This is a genomic window from Streptomyces sp. RFCAC02 (assembly GCF_004193175.1).
In the GTDB taxonomy this organism is placed as follows: domain Bacteria; phylum Actinomycetota; class Actinomycetes; order Streptomycetales; family Streptomycetaceae; genus Streptomyces.
In genome coordinates, this window is record NZ_SAUH01000001.1 from 6,072,932 (window position 1) to 6,090,189 (window position 17,258).

16 protein-coding genes are annotated in these 17,258 nt (G+C 72.7%); 6 read left to right on the forward strand and 10 right to left on the reverse strand.

Translation table 11 applies throughout. The annotated features are described in order from the left end of the window. Positions 1-221: 221 nt before the first annotated feature. Entirely contained in the window at positions 222-1,430 is a 1,209-nt protein-coding gene (locus EMA09_RS27855) for an ROK family protein (RefSeq protein ID WP_129843716.1), read from the reverse strand. Positions 1,431-1,773: 343 nt separating this feature from the next. On the opposite strand from EMA09_RS27855, the gene EMA09_RS27860 reads away from it, so the two are divergent. Together EMA09_RS27860 and EMA09_RS27865 are read left to right on the forward strand one after the other, a co-directional pair. Next, positions 1,774-2,754 (forward strand): TauD/TfdA family dioxygenase, encoded by a 981-nt coding sequence (locus EMA09_RS27860; RefSeq protein WP_129843717.1) that lies wholly within the window; start codon positions 1,774-1,776, stop codon positions 2,752-2,754. Beyond that, positions 2,751-4,190: a sulfatase-like hydrolase/transferase gene (locus tag EMA09_RS27865; RefSeq protein ID WP_129843718.1), complete on the forward strand. Its 1,440-nt coding sequence runs from the start codon at positions 2,751-2,753 to the stop codon at positions 4,188-4,190. Before EMA09_RS27860 ends, EMA09_RS27865 begins: the two co-directional genes overlap by 4 nt. Before the next feature lie 28 nt (positions 4,191-4,218). Here the strand turns inward: EMA09_RS27865 and EMA09_RS27870 are convergent, their stop codons facing one another. From EMA09_RS27870 to EMA09_RS27880, 3 genes are all read right to left on the reverse strand, one after another. Continuing rightward, positions 4,219-4,863 (reverse strand): HAD-IA family hydrolase, encoded by a 645-nt coding sequence (locus tag EMA09_RS27870; protein WP_129843719.1) that lies wholly within the window; start codon positions 4,861-4,863, stop codon positions 4,219-4,221. Positions 4,864-4,981: 118 nt separating this feature from the next. After that, on the reverse strand, positions 4,982-5,605 hold the full coding sequence (locus EMA09_RS27875; RefSeq protein WP_129843720.1) for a TetR/AcrR family transcriptional regulator: 624 nt from the start codon (positions 5,603-5,605) through the stop codon (positions 4,982-4,984). 50 nt (positions 5,606-5,655) lie between these two features. Continuing rightward, positions 5,656-6,432, reverse strand: a complete 777-nt coding sequence (locus EMA09_RS27880) for an SDR family NAD(P)-dependent oxidoreductase (RefSeq protein ID WP_129843721.1) — start codon at positions 6,430-6,432, stop codon at positions 5,656-5,658. Positions 6,433-6,924: 492 nt separating this feature from the next. Between EMA09_RS27880 and EMA09_RS27885 the strand changes: the two genes are divergently transcribed. Beyond that, positions 6,925-8,610, forward strand: a complete 1,686-nt coding sequence (locus EMA09_RS27885) for a cellulose binding domain-containing protein (protein ID WP_129843722.1) — start codon at positions 6,925-6,927, stop codon at positions 8,608-8,610. Positions 8,611-8,965: 355 nt separating this feature from the next. Then, positions 8,966-10,570 (forward strand): carbohydrate-binding protein, encoded by a 1,605-nt coding sequence (locus tag EMA09_RS27890; RefSeq protein ID WP_129843723.1) that lies wholly within the window; start codon positions 8,966-8,968, stop codon positions 10,568-10,570. A 59-nt stretch (positions 10,571-10,629) separates the two neighbouring features. Here the strand turns inward: EMA09_RS27890 and EMA09_RS27895 are convergent, their stop codons facing one another. From EMA09_RS27895 to EMA09_RS27905, 3 genes are all read right to left on the reverse strand, one after another. After that, positions 10,630-11,094 carry a DUF6194 family protein gene (locus EMA09_RS27895; RefSeq protein ID WP_129843724.1) on the reverse strand — a complete coding sequence of 155 codons (465 nt, stop codon included), beginning with the start codon at positions 11,092-11,094 and terminating at the stop codon, positions 10,630-10,632. Between the two features lie 220 nt (positions 11,095-11,314). Then, positions 11,315-11,524: a hypothetical protein gene (locus tag EMA09_RS27900; protein WP_129843725.1), complete on the reverse strand. Its 210-nt coding sequence runs from the start codon at positions 11,522-11,524 to the stop codon at positions 11,315-11,317. 99 nt (positions 11,525-11,623) lie between these two features. Further along, positions 11,624-12,460, reverse strand: coding sequence for an MBL fold metallo-hydrolase (locus EMA09_RS27905; protein ID WP_129843726.1), 837 nt, complete (start codon positions 12,458-12,460; stop codon positions 11,624-11,626). A 265-nt stretch (positions 12,461-12,725) separates the two neighbouring features. Here EMA09_RS27905 and EMA09_RS27910 point away from each other — a divergent pair, with 265 nt between their 5' ends. Beyond that, positions 12,726-13,562 (forward strand): HAD family hydrolase, encoded by an 837-nt coding sequence (locus tag EMA09_RS27910; protein ID WP_129843727.1) that lies wholly within the window; start codon positions 12,726-12,728, stop codon positions 13,560-13,562. 11 nt (positions 13,563-13,573) lie between these two features. Then, a complete protein-coding gene (locus EMA09_RS27915) occupies positions 13,574-14,047 on the forward strand; it encodes a pyridoxamine 5'-phosphate oxidase family protein (protein WP_129843728.1) in 474 nt (157 codons plus the stop codon). A gap of 63 nt (positions 14,048-14,110) precedes the next feature. Here EMA09_RS27915 and EMA09_RS27920 read toward each other — a convergent pair whose 3' ends face one another. From EMA09_RS27920 to EMA09_RS27930, 3 genes are all read right to left on the reverse strand, one after another. Further along, positions 14,111-14,995 (reverse strand): GNAT family N-acetyltransferase, encoded by an 885-nt coding sequence (locus tag EMA09_RS27920; protein WP_129843729.1) that lies wholly within the window; start codon positions 14,993-14,995, stop codon positions 14,111-14,113. Positions 14,996-15,076: 81 nt separating this feature from the next. Further along, positions 15,077-15,511 (reverse strand): peptidoglycan-binding domain-containing protein, encoded by a 435-nt coding sequence (locus tag EMA09_RS27925; RefSeq protein WP_129843730.1) that lies wholly within the window; start codon positions 15,509-15,511, stop codon positions 15,077-15,079. A gap of 191 nt (positions 15,512-15,702) precedes the next feature. Beyond that, positions 15,703-17,076 (reverse strand): hypothetical protein, encoded by a 1,374-nt coding sequence (locus EMA09_RS27930; RefSeq protein ID WP_129843731.1) that lies wholly within the window; start codon positions 17,074-17,076, stop codon positions 15,703-15,705. Positions 17,077-17,258: the final 182 nt, after the last annotated feature.

Genomic DNA, 17,258 nt, shown 5'->3' on the forward strand with positions numbered 1-17,258 from the left:
CGCGACGGAGCGCCATCCGGCGCGGGCGCGCGGGGGCGACGGCGGGAGATGGAAAAGGCGGGGGAGTGGTGGCGCGGCGGAGAGCCCGGTCAGCGGAGCAGCGCGCGCACCGGCCCGGCACAGATCGCGCTGGCCTGCCGACGGAGGTCGACATGCCTGCGGGACACGAGGCGCAGAACCGGATTCACGGGAAGCAGAGTGACAGGACCGATCGCGATCGGTCAACACGCGCCCACCTGACGGAGCGTTAGGTCAGACCGCTCCGCCCCCGCACGCAGCGGATCCCGGTACAGCGCCGCCAGCGCCGGCGTACCGCCCGCGACCGGCAGGACGGCCGGCCCGGCGTGCGGCGGCACCAGCCGCGACGGGTCGTCGCAGATGTGCGAACGGGCCGCCAACTCCTCCGCCATCACCGCGTGGTACTCCGGATTGAGCAGGCTGGAGATCTCCGTGACGATGACCACGTCCGGGTTGAGCACATCGGTCAGCAGCGCGGCGGCCCGCCCGACCATCCGCGCACGGTCCCGCAGCAGCCGGTCGGCACGTCCGTCCCCCGCGGCCGCCGCGTCCACCAGCAGCCGCACGTCCGGCTCCGGGACGACACCGTCCCGCACCGCCCGTGCGGCCAGCGCCGTGTCGGAGGCGACCGCGTGCAGACAGCCGGCCCGGCCGCAGTGACAGCGCTCGCCCCGGACACCGATCGGCAGATGCGCCACGTCCCCGGCGGCGGACCGCGGCCCGTGGTGCACCACACCGGCTATGCCGAACGCCGCGTCCACCACATTGCCGATGAACAGGTGCGCCACGCTGCGCCGCGCGGCAGGGCGGCCGAAGAGGATCTCCGAAAGGGCGATGGCCCGCGCGTGGTTGTCCACATGCACCGGCAGGCCCAGGGCGCGCTCCAACGGTGCCCGCAGCGGAGTCCCGCACATGCCGAGCGCCTCGTGCCGCACCACCGTCCCCGCCCCCGGGTCCACCCAGCCGCCGACGATCGCCCCGAAACCGAGCACCGGACGTCCCGCCGCGTGCCGTTCCAGGAATCCCGGCAGCACATCGAGGGCCGGCCCGAGCGCCGCGTCCCCCGAAAGACCGGTGAACACGGTGGTGCCCCGTGCCACCACACCGCCCCGCAGGTCCAGCAGGCAGTACGTCGCCGCGCTGACACCGAGGTGCAGCCCTCCGACGAGGGGACCGTCCGTGTCGATGTCGACGGGCACCTGCGGACGCCCCACCGCGCCGGCGACCGACAGCTCCGGACGCTCACGGACCAGCCCCAGCCGCGCGAGCCCCACGAACTGCCGGGACACGGCGGCCGGACTCAGCCCGGACAGGCGGGCGATCGCGCCACGTGCGACCGGCCCGTGGTCGAGGGCCGCCCGCAGCACGGCGGCGGCATTGGCATCGCGGCGTCCGTCGCCCGGCCGGGACATGGGATGGCCTCCTCGCTGTCGATGTGGCGGTCGATGTACCGGCCCGTTGCGCCGCATTGCGGTCGGGTGAAATATCCACCGGCGCGACCCTCCAGGACGCAGGCCATCACCTCACGTGATCACCGCAGGTGAGCCACGCACCTGCCGGGCGAACCAGTCGCCGTGGCGCCGATTCAACCATCACCGGGCGCCCTCCGCGCCGCCCGGGAGGGGATTGACCGGGACCGCCCGCCGCGCTTTATTTCCGCTGCGAGACGAATCCACCGCCGGCGCGGCCCCCGACGCCCGCGCCACCGCACCCACCGCCGGCCGACCGCCCGGCCCGCCCGAGAGGTTCGCAACCATGACCACCGCACCCGAGACCACCGCCACCGCGACCGGACACGACGACAGCACCCCGATCACCGTGACCCGCCTCAACGGCCGCATAGGAGCCGTCATCTCCGGCGCCCGCCTCGGCGGCGACCTGCCGGCCGCGACCGTCGCCGCCGTCCGCGCGGCAGTCCTCGCCCACAAGGTCGTCTTCTTCCGCGACCAGCACCACCTCGACGAGGAGAGCCACGAGGCGTTCGGCCGCCTCCTCGGCGCCCCGGTCGCCCACCCCACCGTCCCCTCGGCCGACGGCCGGTACGCCCTGCCGATCGACTCCGACTTCGGCGGCCGCGCCAACCAGTGGCACACGGACGTCACCTTCGTCCCCGCCTACCCCGCCTTCTCCATCCTCCGCGCCGTCACCATCCCGCCCTACGGCGGCAACACCCTGTGGTCCAACACCGCCGCCGCGTACGCCGACCTCGCCGAGCCACTGCGCACCCTCGCGGACAGCCTCCGCGCCGTGCACTCCAACGCCTACGACTACGTCGCCGCCCACCCCGAGGCCGACGGCGAACAACTCCGCCGCTACCGCGAGATCTTCACCGCGGTCCGCTTCCGCACCGAGCACCCGGTGGTGCGCGTCCACCCCGAGACCGGCGAACGCGTCCTGCTCCTCGGCAACTTCGTCCAGCACATCACCGGCCTGCCCAGCAAGGACTCCCGCCTCCTCATCGACCTGTTCCAGGCCCACGTCGAGCGCCCGGAGAACACCGTCCGCTGGCAGTGGCGCGAGGGCGACGTCGCCCTGTGGGACAACCGCGCCACCCAGCACTACGGCGTCGACGACTCCGACGACCACCGCCGCTCGCTGCGCCGTGTGACCATCGACGGCGACGTGCCCGTCGGCCCCGACGGCCGCCCCAGCGAGCTGCTGGTCCCCGAGGAAGTCCCCGCCCCCGCCTTCGGCCCGGCCTCCGGGGCCGCCGGGAAGGACACGACCGCACCGTGAGCACCGAGCCGCACCGGCCACCGAACGTCATCGTCGTCCTCACCGACCAGCAGCGCTGGGACACCACCGGCGTGGCGGGCAACCCCGCGGGCGTCACACCCGAGTTCGACCGGATCGCCCGCACGGGCACCTGGGCAGGGACGGCCGTCACGCCGAACCCGGTGTGCGCCCCCGCACGCGCCGCGCTCCAGACCGGCCGGTTCCCCACCGCGGCCGGCGTCCACCGCAACGGACTGCCCCTCCCGCAGGACGTACCGACCCTGGCCGGCGCCTTCGCCGCCGCCGGCTGGACGACGGGCTACCTCGGCAAGTGGCACCTCGCGGGAGCGCCGGCCGGCGCAGGACCCGTCCCGCCCGACCGGCGCGCCGGGTACCGCCACTGGCTCGCCGCCGAACTGCTGGAGTTCACCTCCGACGCCTACCGGACGGTGCTGTACGACGAGGACCAGCGGCCGGTGCGGCTCCCCGGATACCGCTCCGACGCCCTGGTCGACGCCGCGATCCGCTTCGTGGCCGACCACCACGACCAGCCGTTCCTCCTGTTCCTGTCCCTGCTCGAACCCCACCACCAGAACGCCACCGACGACTACCCCGCCCCCCACGGATACCGCGAGCGCTACGAGGGAACCTGGCTGCCGCCGGACCTCGCGGCCCTCGGCCCCGGCGCGCCGGGCGGCGGCGCCCACCGTCACATCGGCGGCTACCTCGGCCAGCTCAAACGCGTCGACGAGGGCGTGGGCCGGCTCCGCGACGCGCTGCACAGCCTCGGCATCGAGGACCGCACCATCCTCGCCTGGACCGCCGACCACGGCTCCCACTTCCGCACCCGCAACGACGAGTACAAACGCTCGGCGCACGACGCGTCGGTCCGCGTCCCGCTCGCACTGACCGGCCCCGGCTTCACCGGCGGCGGCCTGATCCGCCGGCCCGTCAGCACCGTCGACCTCGTGCCGACCCTGCTGGAGGCGGCCGGGCTGCCGGTGCCCGCCGGCGTGCAGGGACGCTCGTTCCTGCCGCTGGTGGGCGGAGGTGCCGACCCCGGGCGGCCGGACGGCGTCCTCGTCCAGATCAGCGAATCGCACGTCGGCCGCGCCCTGCGCACCGGCCGCTGGAAGTACGCCGTGGCCGCCCCGGACGCGGACGCCTGGAACGACCCGGCCGCCGACCGGTACGTGGAGACCGAGCTGTACGACCTGGCAGCCGACCCCTACGAGCTGGACAACCTGGCGGGCCTCACCTCCCACCGATCCGTGGCCGACGGCCTGCGCGCCCAGTTGCTCGCCTGGCTCGAACGCGCGGGGGAGCGGCCCCCCGAGATCCTGCCGGCCCCGCCACGGACCCTGCCGCAGCGGCGCCCCGACCCCGAGGCGCGCGACCTGCCCTGGGACGGACTCCCGTTCGGCCACCGGCGCGGCGACGGGGGGAACCCGCCCTGACGCCGGCCCGCCGGCACCGCCGGAGGGCTCAGGCCACCGCCCCCTCCGGACGGGAGGGCGGTGCCAGGGCCAGCAGCTCACCGAGACGGGCGCACAGATCCGTCCCGGCCGCGGCGTGCACGGTCGTGATGCCCAGCGCCGCGGCGGGCGGCAGATTGACCTCCTGGTCGTCCACGAACACGCACTGATCACCCCGCAGACCCATCCGCTCCAGCGTGCGCCGGTAGATCTCCGGATCGGGCTTGGCGAGCCCCTCCCGTTCGGAGATCACGGCCACGTCGAACAGGTCCCACACCCCGAGGTGCCCGTACGGGTCGTAGGGCTCGACGCCGAAGGAGTTGGACAGCATCGCCACCCGCATCCCGGCCTCCCGGGCGGCGACGGCCAGCGCCACCACGTCCTCCGCCCGCCGGATACCGGCCCAGGCCCGCCCCATGAGGTTCTCCGACCGGTCCACCCCCAGCGCCCGCGCGGTGGTCGCGTTCCACTCCTCCTGCGACAGACGCCCGGCCTCCAGCGCCAGATACAGCTCCCGCCCCGCCGGGTCACGCTCCAGCGCGTGGCTCCACGCGTCGGCGGCCAGCCCCTCGCGCAGACACCAACCGCGGACCGACTCCCCGATCCCCGTCGCCAGCACACCCGCGAAATCGAGAATGAGCCCCCTGTAGCGCACGCCGTTCCCCTTCCCGCCGACCCACGTACGGTCCTCAGAATCGCCACCGCACGGCAACCGGGCAAGGGCGCACGGACGCTTCGCCCCGAACGGCCTCAGCGGGAGACGGCGGGCACGCTCACCGCGGCCACCAGCCGGGCAGCTGCGCGGTGATCGCCCGCGCCGCCGCCTCGACACCGGTCGCCCCGCCCACCGCCCATGCCTCGAACGCGGCGACGACCCCGCCCGCGATGAACGCCGCCGGATACGCCGACGCGCGCCCGGGGACCTCGGCCCCCGCGCGCGCGAGCTGCGTGACGGCCGCCTCGGCCCGCTCCTGCTGCGCGGCGAGCAGACGCCGCCGGAATCCGGCGTCAGAACCGGAGGCGAACAGCGTCCGGTACACGTCCCTGCGCTCAAGGATCTCCCGGAGCTGGTCGCGGAGTGCCCGCTCGTACGCCGCCGCCAGCTCCGCGGGACCCGCGGCCTCACTGATCACGTCCTCCGGCACCCGCGCGAGACGGTCGACCTCCTCCGCGAACACATCCGCCGCCAGCGTCCGGATGTCGGGCCAGTGCCCGTAGAACGTCACCCGGTGCACCCCCGCGTCGCGGCAGAGCCTCGCGACCGTCAGTTCTTCGAGGGGCGCTGCCGCCAGCGCGTCGAACAGAGCACGCACCACGCGTTCCCTGGTCCGCACGGCGCGCGGCTCGGCGCGGTCGGCGGCGAGGGCGCTTCCGCGCCGGGGCGGGCTGCCGGACATGCGCTTCCCTCCGGGGAGTGGGGACCGAAGAGACGTGCCCCCGGCCCGGGTCAGCGTACGGACGTCTGGCCGCCGTCGACCGGAATGAGCTGTCCCGTGATGAAGCGCGAGGCGTCGGAGGCGAGGAAGACCATCACCGGTCCGAGGTCACGGTCCGGGTCGCCGTACTTCTGGCCCAGGGCGATCGACTGCTCATTCTGCCAGTAGTTCGCGGTGAGCTGGTCCTCGGTCATGCGTGCCCGCGCCTCCTGGTACATCGGCGTGGCGATCGCGGGGAGGATGGCGTTGACCCGGACGCCGTCCGCGCCCCAGGCACCCGCCGCGGTCCGGGTCCAGGAGTGCACCGCGCCCTTGGAGGCGGAGTAGGCGGGCGCCACGGGCTCGGCGCGCAGGCCGGACACCGAACCGAAGTTGATGATGGAGCCGCGCTTGTTCGGAGCCATCAGCCGGTGCGCCGCCTGGTTCACCAGCATCGTGCCGCGCACGTTGACGGCCATCATCATGTCCCAGTCGGCGGGGGTGACGGTGGCGGCGTCGCCGGGGCGCTGGATCGCGGCGGGGTGCGCGAGGACGTCGAGCCCGCCCAGTGTCCGCGCCGCTGCGTCGAAGGCGCGTGTCACGTCCTCGGGGTCCGATATGTCGGCGACCATGAAGGACGCCGAGCCGGGGCCGGCCCGGCGCGCGTCCTCGGCGACCTTCTCGCCGCCGTCCTTGTCGAGATCCATGCCGACGACCCGGGCGCCGGCGCCGACGTAGGCGCGCAGTGTGGCGGCGCCCATGCCGCGGGCGCTGCCCGTGACGATGATCCGGTGGCCGTTCAGGTCCATGGTGATGACTCCTTCGTCGATTCCGGCGTCTGCCGTCTCTAATTTACATCTGTAGCGCAGTGTCCCTTCGGGGCGGCGAGGCTTCCGGAAAACGTTCCAGCCATACCGGAAAGTGTCCGGAAATTTGCAGGAGGAATGGCTGCGGAGCCGACGGCCGACGTGGGATTCGGGCGCTTATGTGGCTATCCGACGAGGGCTGGGGTGGGCGATGGGCGTGGGAGAACGGCCAACCTGCGAGGGGGTGTGTCCGGCGTGTTGTCATGTCCGGACCCCCTTCCTAGTCTGGGAGCGCTCCCAAAGCCCTGGTCCCGCTCGCGCGGCATGTCCACCGGGAAGTCGACATGTCGTTTGCCGCCCTCCGCTGCTCCGCGGTGCCCTCCGCGGGCCGGGCCGGCACCCCCCTGTCCCGCCTTCCGGCGTGCGCCGCCGGGTGGACGGCCTCCGCGACGCCGCCGCCCGCCCGGGGCGGACGCCGTCCTCAGGAGGTCCCTCATGCGTGTCCACCGATATCGGCCCCGGGTATGGGCGGTGGCGGTCTTCGTCGCCGTCGTCGGCCTGGTCGCCACCTTTTTCAACCCGCCCTCCGGCACGGCCGCGCCCGTCCCCGCCGCCGCGGCGGCGGCGGCCGTCGAGGACGACGGGGCCGACTGCCCGGTCCCGGACCCGGGGCCGTCGCCGTCCACCTCTCTCCTGCCCGACCCCTTCACGCGGCTGGACGGCACCCGCATCTCCGACACGTCCGACTGGCGATGCCGGCGGGCGGAGATCAGGGAACTGGCGGAGAGGACCATCTACGGGCAGAAGCCCGGCAGGCCGGACAGCGTGACGGGCAGTGTCTCCCGCACCGGCATCACCGTGAACGTGTCGCACCAGGGCAGGAGCGCGAGCTTCTCCGCGAGCGTCGACCTGCCGAGCGGCTCCGGCCCGTTCCCCGCGGTCATCGTCCTCGGCGGGCTCGGCGCGGACACCGCCACCATCAAGGCATCGGGGGCGGCCGTCATCAACTTCGATCCCTACTCGGTGGGGCAGGAGGGCACGTCCCGCAGCAACAAGCAGGGTGCCTTCTACAGCGTCTACGGCTCGTCGAGCAGCACCGGCCTGCTCATGGCCTGGTCCTGGGGCGTGAGCCGGATCATCGACGTCATCGAGCAGTCGGACGGCAGCGTGCTGCGCACCGACGCGGCGGGCGTCACGGGGTGCTCCCGGTTCGGGAAGGGCGCCTTCGTGGCCGGCGCGTTCGACCAGCGCATCGACCTCACGATGCCGATCGAGTCGGGTACCGGCGGCGCGCCCGTCCTCCGGGGCATCGCGGGGGAGAGCGGCTCGCAGCCCCTCAGCAGCGCCTACTCGGAGCAGCCGTGGCTCGGTGACGCGTTCAGCGCCTACACGGGCAACCCGAACGCCCTGCCGGTGGACACGCACGAGATCGTGGCGATGGTCGCGCCGCGTGGTCTGTTCATCATGGAGAACCCGCACATCGACTGGCTGGGCGCCCGCTCCGGAAGCGTGTCGGCGCTGGGCGGCGCCGAGGTGTACAACGCGCTCGGTGCCGGCGACGACATCACGTACTGGTCCGCCGTCCAGGACGGCACCCACTGCGCCGCCAGGTCGGAGTGGCGGACGCCGCTCCAGCAGAACATCCAGAAGTTCCTGCTGGGGACGGGCGATCAGCCCGGCGTCTTCCGGATCGCCGCGAACAAGTCGGGAAACCTGTCCGCCTGGCGGAACTGGCAGACCCCGGTGCTGACCGACGACGGCGGCGGCGACGCGGACGGCGATTCCGACGGTGACGCCGGCGGCGACGAAGGAAGCGCGGAGGGTGACTCCGACGGCGACGCGGAGGGTGATGCGGACGGTGGCCCGGGCGGCGGCGACGGTGCCTGCGCCGCCACCTACCGTACGGTCAACAGCTGGTCCGGCGGCTTCCAGGGCGAGGTGACGATCAGCAACGACGGCGCCACCGCCATCGACGGCTGGAGCGTCGGCATGACGCTGGCGTCCGGGCAGTCCATCACCAACCTCTGGAACGGCCGGAACACCGGCACCAGCGGCACCGTCACCGTGCGGAACACCGCGTGGAACGGGACCGTCCCGTCCGGCGGCAGCGTGACCTTCGGGTTCGTCGGCAGCGGCAGTCCGTCCACCGCCCCCGGCGGCATGACCTGCACGAGCCCCTGAAGCGGACGCGCCTGACCGCCCCCGCCCGGGCGCCGTACCGGCCGCCGGGGCGGGATCCGCACGCCAGACCCCGCCACCGGGCCGGCCCGCCCCCGCAGAGGGCGCGATAGTGCACACGCAGGCCCATATCGTCCACAGCCGCGGCCCTAGCATGGCCATGCCCGAGCCGCACGGCATCAGCGGGGACCCCCGCCCACGCCGCCCTCTGCCCCGCGCACCCTCACGCCACCTCACGGATCGCCCTGGACGAGGCACGTCATCACCCGGTGAGGCGGTACCCCGACCCCGGCCGGCGCCGGGGCGCGCGCCGGTGCCGGATGGCCGGCGGGACGTCTCCTCGGAAGAAGGGAAGGGCATGCCTCGAAAGAGAAGTGCGAGAACGGCGGTGGCGGTGTGGTTCACCGGTCTCCTGACCGCCGCGGCCACCCTCGTGACGTTCGACGCGGCACACGCCGCGACGATCCGGTACGAGGCGGAGGACTCCCCCGCCTCCTGCGACGGTTCGATCGAGACGGAGCACGCGGGCTGGTCCGGCTCCGGATTCTGCGACTCCGACAACAGCACCGGCGCCTACGTCCAGTTCACGGTCGACGCCCCCGCCTCCGGCACGGCGACACTCGCCGTGCGCTTCGCCAACGGCGGCTCCGGAGCACGCCCCACCGACATCCGGGTCAACGGGTCGGGTACGCAGTCGACGTCGTTCGAGTCCACGGGAGCCTGGACGGCCTGGACCACGAAGACGCTCACCGTCGACCTCACGGCCGGCACCAACACGGTCCGCCTCACCGCCACGGGCTCCAGCGGCCTGCCCAACGTCGACTACATAGAGATCACGGCGGACGGCGACGACACCACCAACCCGCCCGGGACACCGGCCGGCACCCTCTACGTGGCGCCCGGCGGCAGCGCGGACGCCACCGGCACCGAGGCCGATCCCACCACACTCACCTCGGCGATCAGCCGCGTCACCCCCGGCGGCACCATCTATCTGAGCGGCGGCACGTACCACTTCTCGGAGACGGTCACCATCCCGCCCGGCAACAACGGGACGGCGAGCGCCCGCACGCTGCTCACCGCCGAGCCCGGCGAGACCCCGGTGCTGGACTTCTCCGCGCAGAGCGAGGACACGGCCAATCGCGGGCTCGCCGTCAACGGCTCGTTCTGGCACGTCTACGGCATCGTCGTCGAGCACGCCGGCGACAACGGCATCTTCGTCGGCGGCAGCGACAACATCATCGAGCGCACCGTGACCCGCTACAACCACGACACCGGCCTCCAGCTCTCCCGCATCTCCTCCACCACGCCACGCGACCAGTGGCCGGCCGACAACCTCATCCTGAGCGCCGAGTCGCACGACAACGCCGACTCCGACGGTGAGGACGCCGACGGATTCGCGGCCAAGCTGACCGTCGGCCCCGGCAACGTCTTCCGCCACGCCGTGTCCCACAACAACATCGACGACGGCTGGGACCTCTACACCAAGACCGACACGGGCGCCATCGGAGCGGTGACCATCGAGGACTCCCTCTCCTACGGGAACGGGACCCTCAGCGACGGCACGCAGAACTCCAGCGGCGACCGCAACGGCTTCAAGCTCGGCGGCGAGGACATCTCCGTCGACCACGTCATCCGCGGCAACATCGCCTACGACAACGGGAAGCACGGCTTCACCTACAACCGGAACCTCGGCACGATGCAGGTGACGGACAACGTCAGCATCGACAACGAGGAGCGCAACTACTCGTTCGACGGCGGCACCTCGGTGTTCCGCGGCAACCTCTCCTGCCGCAGCGACGACGGCTCGAACGACAGGATCATCGGCGACGCCGACGGCACCAACCAGTTCTGGTCCGGCACGAACGGCTCCGGGTGCGCCGCGTACACCGGCGCCCTCGACTGGTCCTACACCGCCGACGGCACCCTCGTCGTGACGTTCGGCGGCAACCAGGTCATGCCGTAACGGACGGCCGGCCGCCCGGCCGGTCCGTCCACCCCACACGGACGGACCGGCCGGCATCCTCACGCGCGGCGCGGACGCCTGACAGCACGGGCACGAGCACCGGCCAGCAGCGACCGGGCCTGCTCCCCGGTGTTCCGCGCCGGGTTGAGGACGCACACCCAGCCCTGCGCGGCATAGCAGGGGTGGGGGAGCAGCAGGTCCGTGACGGTGTAGTCGAACCGGGCGTGCCGGCCCTGGTGCGCCGCGGGCGGGTAGCCCATGAGCTGCTCGAACACCGTGCGGCCGACTGCCACGTTCAGCCGGAAGACACCGGGACGGTCGAGATCGGACTCCGTGTCGAAGCCCGGGTAGTCCTTGGTCACGAGCGTGGCGAACGGCATACGGCGCGGTGAGTCACCGTCCGGATCGTGGAAGAAGAACGTGTCCCCCCACGCGATCTCGGGCGCGCCGCCACCGGCGTCGGCGGTGTACGCGACGACGCCCGGCAGCGCACCGGTGAAGGCGATGATCTCGTCCTCGGACATGGCGGGGTCTCCTCCTCGAAGGGACGGACATGGGCCGGGATCGCTGCGATCCGCACCTTCGAGTCTTTCATTGAGCTTCCCAGTGAGACTTTTGTCTCGACTACCGTGCCCTGCCAGGACACTGATGCTGACAACCCTCAATCCGCTATGAGGGCGATCCCTCCACGGAGAAGTGAAGGACGGCACCCCGCCCGGCGCCTACACGCCCGGACCGCCCCCCTCAGCCCTTCTCCTCCGCGGACTCCTCGGGCAGGTCCTCCGCGTCTCCCTCGCCGACCTGTACGCCCCGCAGCGGGTCCCCCTGCGCGGTGGCGCTCTCGGTGTACCCCTCCGCCGCGCTCGCGGTCCCGGGGACGACCCGGTCGTGGGCCTCGTCCTCGTGCCCGGAATGGGCGCCCGGTCCCCGGCCCTCGTCGTTCGGCTGCCGCATGACTTCCCTCACTTCCTGTCGAACCTGTTCCGATGCCCGCCGCAGGTACCCATCGGCCGATGAGCGAAACGGACACCGCGGATCCGCGGGGCACACCGCTCAGACCACGGCGTCCGCCCCCACCGTGACCCGCTCGCCCGGAGCACACCGCACCAGCCGGGCACCGTGCCCCCGCCGCCCGGCCTCGGCCAGGAAATCGTCCAGCGGCGAACGGAACACCGTGTAGTCGTCGTAGTGGACCGGCAGCGCCCGCCGCGGCCGCAGCATGTCGAGCAGCCCCGCGCCCTGCGCGGCGTCCATGGTGACGACCAGGCCCCCCGGCAGCGTCGTCCCGCCGAGATGCAGAACGGCCAGATGGATCCCGGGGCAGCGCTCGGCGATCTCGCGCAGACCGTCGTACAGCACCGTGTCGCCAGAGATGTACAGCACCAGCCGCACCTCACCGGAGCGGTCGCCGAACTCCAGGAGGCTGCCCATCACCGGCGGAAGCAGCAGCCGGGCCGGACCGGGCGCGTGCCGGCCCGGCAGCGCGGTGATCCGCACGGAGGAGTCCCCGTGCCGCAGCGTCCTGCTCTGCCAGGTACGCAGCCCCGCCGCGCGGCGGAAGCCGTGCAGACCTTTCAGGAAGCGGGCGGCGTGGGGCGTGGTGACGAACGGCAGTCCCCGGTCCAGGCCGCGCCGCGCCACCCGGTCGAAGTGGTCGCCGTGCAGGTGGGACAGGAGCACGGCGTCCAGGTCCTCGTGCGGCAGATCCGCCACGTCGACGGCCGGCTCGGTCAGCCGCCGGGACACCAGCCCGTAGCCGAGGTGGGCGGCCTGTCCACGGTGCAGGAAGTTCGGGTCGGTCAGCAGGGTCAGTTCTCCGTAGCGGATCAGCATGGTGGCGTTGCCGATGAACTGGATCTCCGCCGCGCCCTCGGGCGGTTCGTGCCGCACAGCCGGGCTCCCTCCGTCGCCTCGGGACATCCCCCGCGTCCGGGACCGGGTGATCCGGCGACCGGCGTTTTACACCCGTCGGCGAGACCGGGCCGCCGCTCCGCGCCCACGGCTGATCCGCCGGGCGTCACGCACGGTTCGCCGACATGCGGGTTGCGTAACCCCCCCGGCGGCCGTACCGCGTACCGCAAGCAATCGACCACACGGACGAGCGGAAGTCCCGCCGCACACCGGCGGAGCGCGCAGCACAGCCGAGTATCATCCGATGATGCTCAGCCTGCGCGCGCGCACCGTGATCTTCGACATCGACGGAACCCTCTGCTTCGACGGACGGACGATCGACGACCGGATCCGCACGGCGATCCACGCCTGCGAACGCGCCGGACTGACGCCGGTGTTCGCCTCCGCACGCCCCGTCCGGGACCTCCTGCCCGTACTCGGCGGCGCCTTCCCGGCCGCCACACTGATCGGCGGCAACGGGAGCCTCGTATCGGTGGACGGCCAGGTTCGGGCACGCGCCGCCTTCGACCCCGCCGGATTCGCCGCGCTGATGGAGGCGGTCGCCCGCTACGGGGCGACCTACCTCGCCGACGGCCCCTGGGACTACGCCTACACCGGCCCCGCGGACCACCCGATCCTGAACCGTGTCGACCAGGGCCGCCTCGCCAGCAGGATCGACCTCGCGGACCTCCCCGAGGTCGTCAAGTTCCTCGTCGTCGGGGCGTCGGACATGACCGGACTCGCCGAGGCCGGCCGAGCGCTCGGCCTGACGGTCAACCACCACCTCGACGAGGCCGTCATCGACATCGCCCCCGGAGCGACGACCAAATGGGAAGCCGTGTCGTCGCTCGGCATCGGCGACTACGTGGCGTTCGGCAACGACATCAACGACGTCGAACTGCTGCGGCACGCCGAGCGAGCGGTACGCGTCGGCGCGCACCCGAGCCTCGACCACGTCGCCCGCATCACCGTCGCGGCCGACCCGGTGGCGGTCGCGGCCGAGATCTCCCGGCTGGCCCGGGCCGCCGAATCCGGACCGCCCGCGACGACCGCCACCGCCGGAGCAGCCCGGGAACCCGGCACCCTGGCCGACACCGTCTGACCCGCACGAGGATGGCCCACGTGCCCTCCTCCCCGTTCGACCTCGACGCCTTCCTCGCCCGGCCCCTCACCGCACGCATCGCGACGGACGGGCCGACGGTCCGCCCGGTGTGGTTCCTGTGGGAGGAAAGGGCCTTCTGGGTCCTGACCGGCCCCTGGACCAGACTGTTCCACCGGGTGCGCGACGACCCCCGCGTCGCCCTCGCCGTCGACGTGTGCGACACCGGGACGGGCCTCGTCCGCCAGGTCACCGCCAGGGGACGCGCCGAACTCCTGCCCTTCGACGTACCGCGCGGGCGCCGCAAGCTCGTCCGCTACCTCGGCCCGGACGAAACCTCCTGGGACCCCCGTTTCGTGCACTACCTGCACGACGACCCGGCGGAACGCGGCACGGCGTGGCTGCGCCTGGCCCCGGCGAGCCTGACGGCACTGGACCTGAGCTACTCCGCCGCACCCGGAGCACAGCCCGCCGGCATCCACGGATGAACCGACCCGTCCGTCTGCCCCATCCGAGCCCGAACGCGCGGTGGGACGGCACCGGCTGAGCCCTCAGCCGGCTCCCGGCCCGTCGTGGGAGAACGCGTATCCCACGAACTCGCCGAGCGGCACGTAACCGATGCGCCGGTACAGCGCGTTGCTGGTCGCGTTGCCCGGGTCCGTGAACAGGACGACGTCCGTCGCCCCGGCGGCGAGCGCCGCGCGGCTCACCTCGACCGTCACCGCACCGGCGTAGCCGCGCCCCCGGAGATGAGCCGGGGTGTAGACGGGATCCACCCTGACCATGCCGCCCACCATCGGCGTCGCCCCCGCCATGGAGACGGGCGTACCGTCCTCGCACTCCCAGAACGTGAAGCGCTTGTCCGCGAACCGCGTGTCGGCCCAGGAACCGGCCGCTATGGCGTCCACCACGCCCTGCTCCCCGACGTCCACGCAGAAATCACGGCACCAATCCACCAGTCGTTCCCGGTCCTGCTCCGCCGCGACGCGCCCCCGCCCCCCGGCGAACGGCACCGGCGGGGTGAGAGTGCCCAGACGGTGGAGCCGCGCCCGCCAGAAGGGCGCCGGCGCCGCGCCCGTGCACCGCTGCCACGCCCCGGCGAAAGCGGATGCCGTGTCCTCATCCGCGACGACACCGGTGAGACGGTGATCGAGGCCGGTCAGGCGGGCGGCGAGAGCGTCGGCACGCTCGGGGGACAGGGAAGTGACCGTCAGACGACGGGTCGGGAGGCGATAGCAGACGGCACGGACCTCGCCGTTCTCCGCCAGCCGGCCGAACAGCGTGGGACCGGCGCCGAGCGCGTCCGCGCGTGCCCGCAGCTTCTCGATCGTCGTGAGGGGAGTGTTGTGCAGGGCGGGACGCGAGCGCAGGAAATCCCCGGCCCGGTCGAGGAAGTCGTCGATGTCCTCGGTGAACCACCAGCCGTCGGAGAGCATGCGGCATGATCCCATGCCCGCCGGCGGGGGAGCCCCCGTGCCCGGGGCGCATCACGCACCGGGTGCACGGGAGCTGCCCGGTCAGCACTCGCTTGCGGCCGCGCGCTGGAGCGCTGCCTGTGTGTCCGGCCCGGCGATTCCATCGATCTCCCCGGTGTAGCCCCAATCCCGCAGCGAACGCTGGAGGGCCGACACCGTGCCGCTTCCGACGATGCCGTCGATGGGGCCGGTGTAGCCCCAGTACGCCTTGAGCCAGCGCTGCATCGCCTTCCAGCTGTCGGTCCCCAGCAGGCCGTCGATGGGGCCGGTGTAGCCGTAGTACTCCGCCAGCCAGGTCTGGACACATTTCGCCTCGGGGACGGAGAGGCCGAGATTGACGGTCGCGAGCGGGGCGACGGTGGAGCTCTGTGCGGCCGTCGCGGCCTGCGCCGCACCGGGGATGCCGAGGCCGGCGCAGGCGACGCCGGCGATGATCGCGAACTTGACGGACGTGGTGATACGGCTCTTCGGACGCAACGGTCCTCCTCGTGGACGTGATCGGCGTGGAGCGCGGCCCGTGTCGACCGCCTCCCCTCACGCCGAGGATGGCGGCGACCGCTTTCATCGCGCTTTCACCGCGGGACACTGCGCCGAGCCCGCCCTCGGCCGGCCGCGCGACCGGGAGCGGGGGGACGCCGCACCGCGACGTCCCCCCGGCCATCGCTGCCTCAGCCCGCCATCGCCGTGAGCAGCAGCGACAGATCAGCGACCATCTCCTCCTCGGTCAGCGCCCGGGTGTCGAAGTCGCCGGCGTTGTAGAAGCCCCCGAGAGTGATGTCGACGTAGTGGTCACCGACCACATAGCCGGCCCGGAGATTCCCATGGCCGCTCCCGTCGTCCTCGTATACCAGGTAGCCCGACGTACCCGCCGGCAGGATGCGGAGCGGGCCGGCGCCGGGCGAGTCCCTGAGTTCCTCCATGGCGAACCGCAGGTCCGCTCCGAGTTCCCCCGCCGGATACATCGCGTCGGAGCGGGACAGATCCTCCACATGGATCCGGATGTTGCGGATCCCCACATCGACACGCCCGTAGGCCGCCTCCGACGGTTCGTAGACGCAGTCGGTCTGCGGAACGATGTCGTCGGGTTCCTCGGAGACCGAAGCGCCCTGCAACTGGACATCGAGCTGATCGACGGCCACCGCCGTCACGGCGGCGCAGCGCTCCTCGGCCGTGCCCGTCACCGGCAGCAGGGGGTCGCCGAAATCCTCAAGACCCGGATACTCGACGGCGGGGGACGGACTGATCTGCGGTTCACCGGCCGGTGACGCGCCGCCGAGGGACCGCACGATGTCGGTGATCTCCCGGAAGGTGATCTCCTCGGTCAGCGGCTCGTTGGCGCCGTCCGGGTGCCCGATCCAGCCGTAGACGACGATGTGGAAAGCGGTGTCCCCCTGCCGGAACGAAGCGGTGCCGTCACCGCGTTCCATGTCGGTCTGCAGATTCTGGTTGTGGACGATCCACCCCTCGTCGCCCACGGGGAACTCGTACAGCGGACTCCAGGTCATGTTCTCCCCGCCGCCGCCCACGCTGGAACGGATGACGGAGGAGAACCGGTCGTACACCTCGTCCGCCTGGTCCCCGACCGCCATGTGCACGTTGGTCATGATGCTGTAGTCGCCGTCCTCGAGCGTGCTCGCCCCCGGAGTGTTGTAGTGGCATTCGATGCCACCCTCGTCCGTCTCCGCGCTCTGGAACTCGTAATTGCGGGCCAGCATGGTCTGCGAGACGGCCGAGCACGCGGCCTCCGGTCCCGCCTCGTAGCCGAGCGCCCGGGCGTCGGGGAAATCGACCGGCTCCAGGGTCGGATGAGGCGTCAGCGCGACCTCGTCCGCCGGGTCCTCCCCGCCCCCGTCTCCACCGAGGAACAGCACGCCCCCCACGGCGAGCGCTGCGGCGACGACCGCGGCCACGATCCACAGCGCCCGCGAACGACGCGCCGGCGGTGGGGGAGGCCCCGGGAGATAGCCGCCCTGCGGTGGCGGAGCACCGTAGGCGTACGGGCGCGGCTGCCCCGGGGACTGGGGCGGAAAACTGTCGGACATGCTCTCACTCTCGGTACGTTCGATTCCCGGGCGCGGGGGCGGCCGCGAACCAGCGGCCCTGTCCCGGAGCGGCGGACATCCACCGCACCGTCCCCCGTCGGCGGCGCACTCGGCGCTCCACCGCGTCACAGCCTGCCGACGGCACTTTCATCCCGCTTTCATGCCGGGCGCACGGCATCAGC

What these genes read in the sequence shown, in the direction of transcription:
- EMA09_RS27855 (WP_129843716.1), bottom strand. Translation starts at nt 1,430, where the DNA reads ATGTCCCGGCCGGGCGACGGACGCCGCGATGCCAATGCCGCCGCCGTG.
- EMA09_RS27860 (WP_129843717.1), top strand. Translation starts at nt 1,774, where the DNA reads ATGACCACCGCACCCGAGACCACCGCCACCGCGACCGGACACGACGAC.
- EMA09_RS27875 (WP_129843720.1), bottom strand. Translation starts at nt 5,605, where the DNA reads ATGTCCGGCAGCCCGCCCCGGCGCGGAAGCGCCCTCGCCGCCGACCGC.
- EMA09_RS27880 (WP_129843721.1), bottom strand. Translation starts at nt 6,432, where the DNA reads ATGGACCTGAACGGCCACCGGATCATCGTCACGGGCAGCGCCCGCGGC.
- EMA09_RS27885 (WP_129843722.1), top strand. Translation starts at nt 6,925, where the DNA reads ATGCGTGTCCACCGATATCGGCCCCGGGTATGGGCGGTGGCGGTCTTC.
- EMA09_RS27890 (WP_129843723.1), top strand. Translation starts at nt 8,966, where the DNA reads ATGCCTCGAAAGAGAAGTGCGAGAACGGCGGTGGCGGTGTGGTTCACC.
- EMA09_RS27895 (WP_129843724.1), bottom strand. Translation starts at nt 11,094, where the DNA reads ATGTCCGAGGACGAGATCATCGCCTTCACCGGTGCGCTGCCGGGCGTC.
- EMA09_RS27900 (WP_129843725.1), bottom strand. Translation starts at nt 11,524, where the DNA reads ATGCGGCAGCCGAACGACGAGGGCCGGGGACCGGGCGCCCATTCCGGG.
- EMA09_RS27910 (WP_129843727.1), top strand. Translation starts at nt 12,726, where the DNA reads ATGATGCTCAGCCTGCGCGCGCGCACCGTGATCTTCGACATCGACGGA.
- EMA09_RS27915 (WP_129843728.1), top strand. Translation starts at nt 13,574, where the DNA reads ATGGCCCACGTGCCCTCCTCCCCGTTCGACCTCGACGCCTTCCTCGCC.
- EMA09_RS27920 (WP_129843729.1), bottom strand. Translation starts at nt 14,995, where the DNA reads ATGCTCTCCGACGGCTGGTGGTTCACCGAGGACATCGACGACTTCCTC.
- EMA09_RS27930 (WP_129843731.1), bottom strand. Translation starts at nt 17,076, where the DNA reads ATGTCCGACAGTTTTCCGCCCCAGTCCCCGGGGCAGCCGCGCCCGTAC.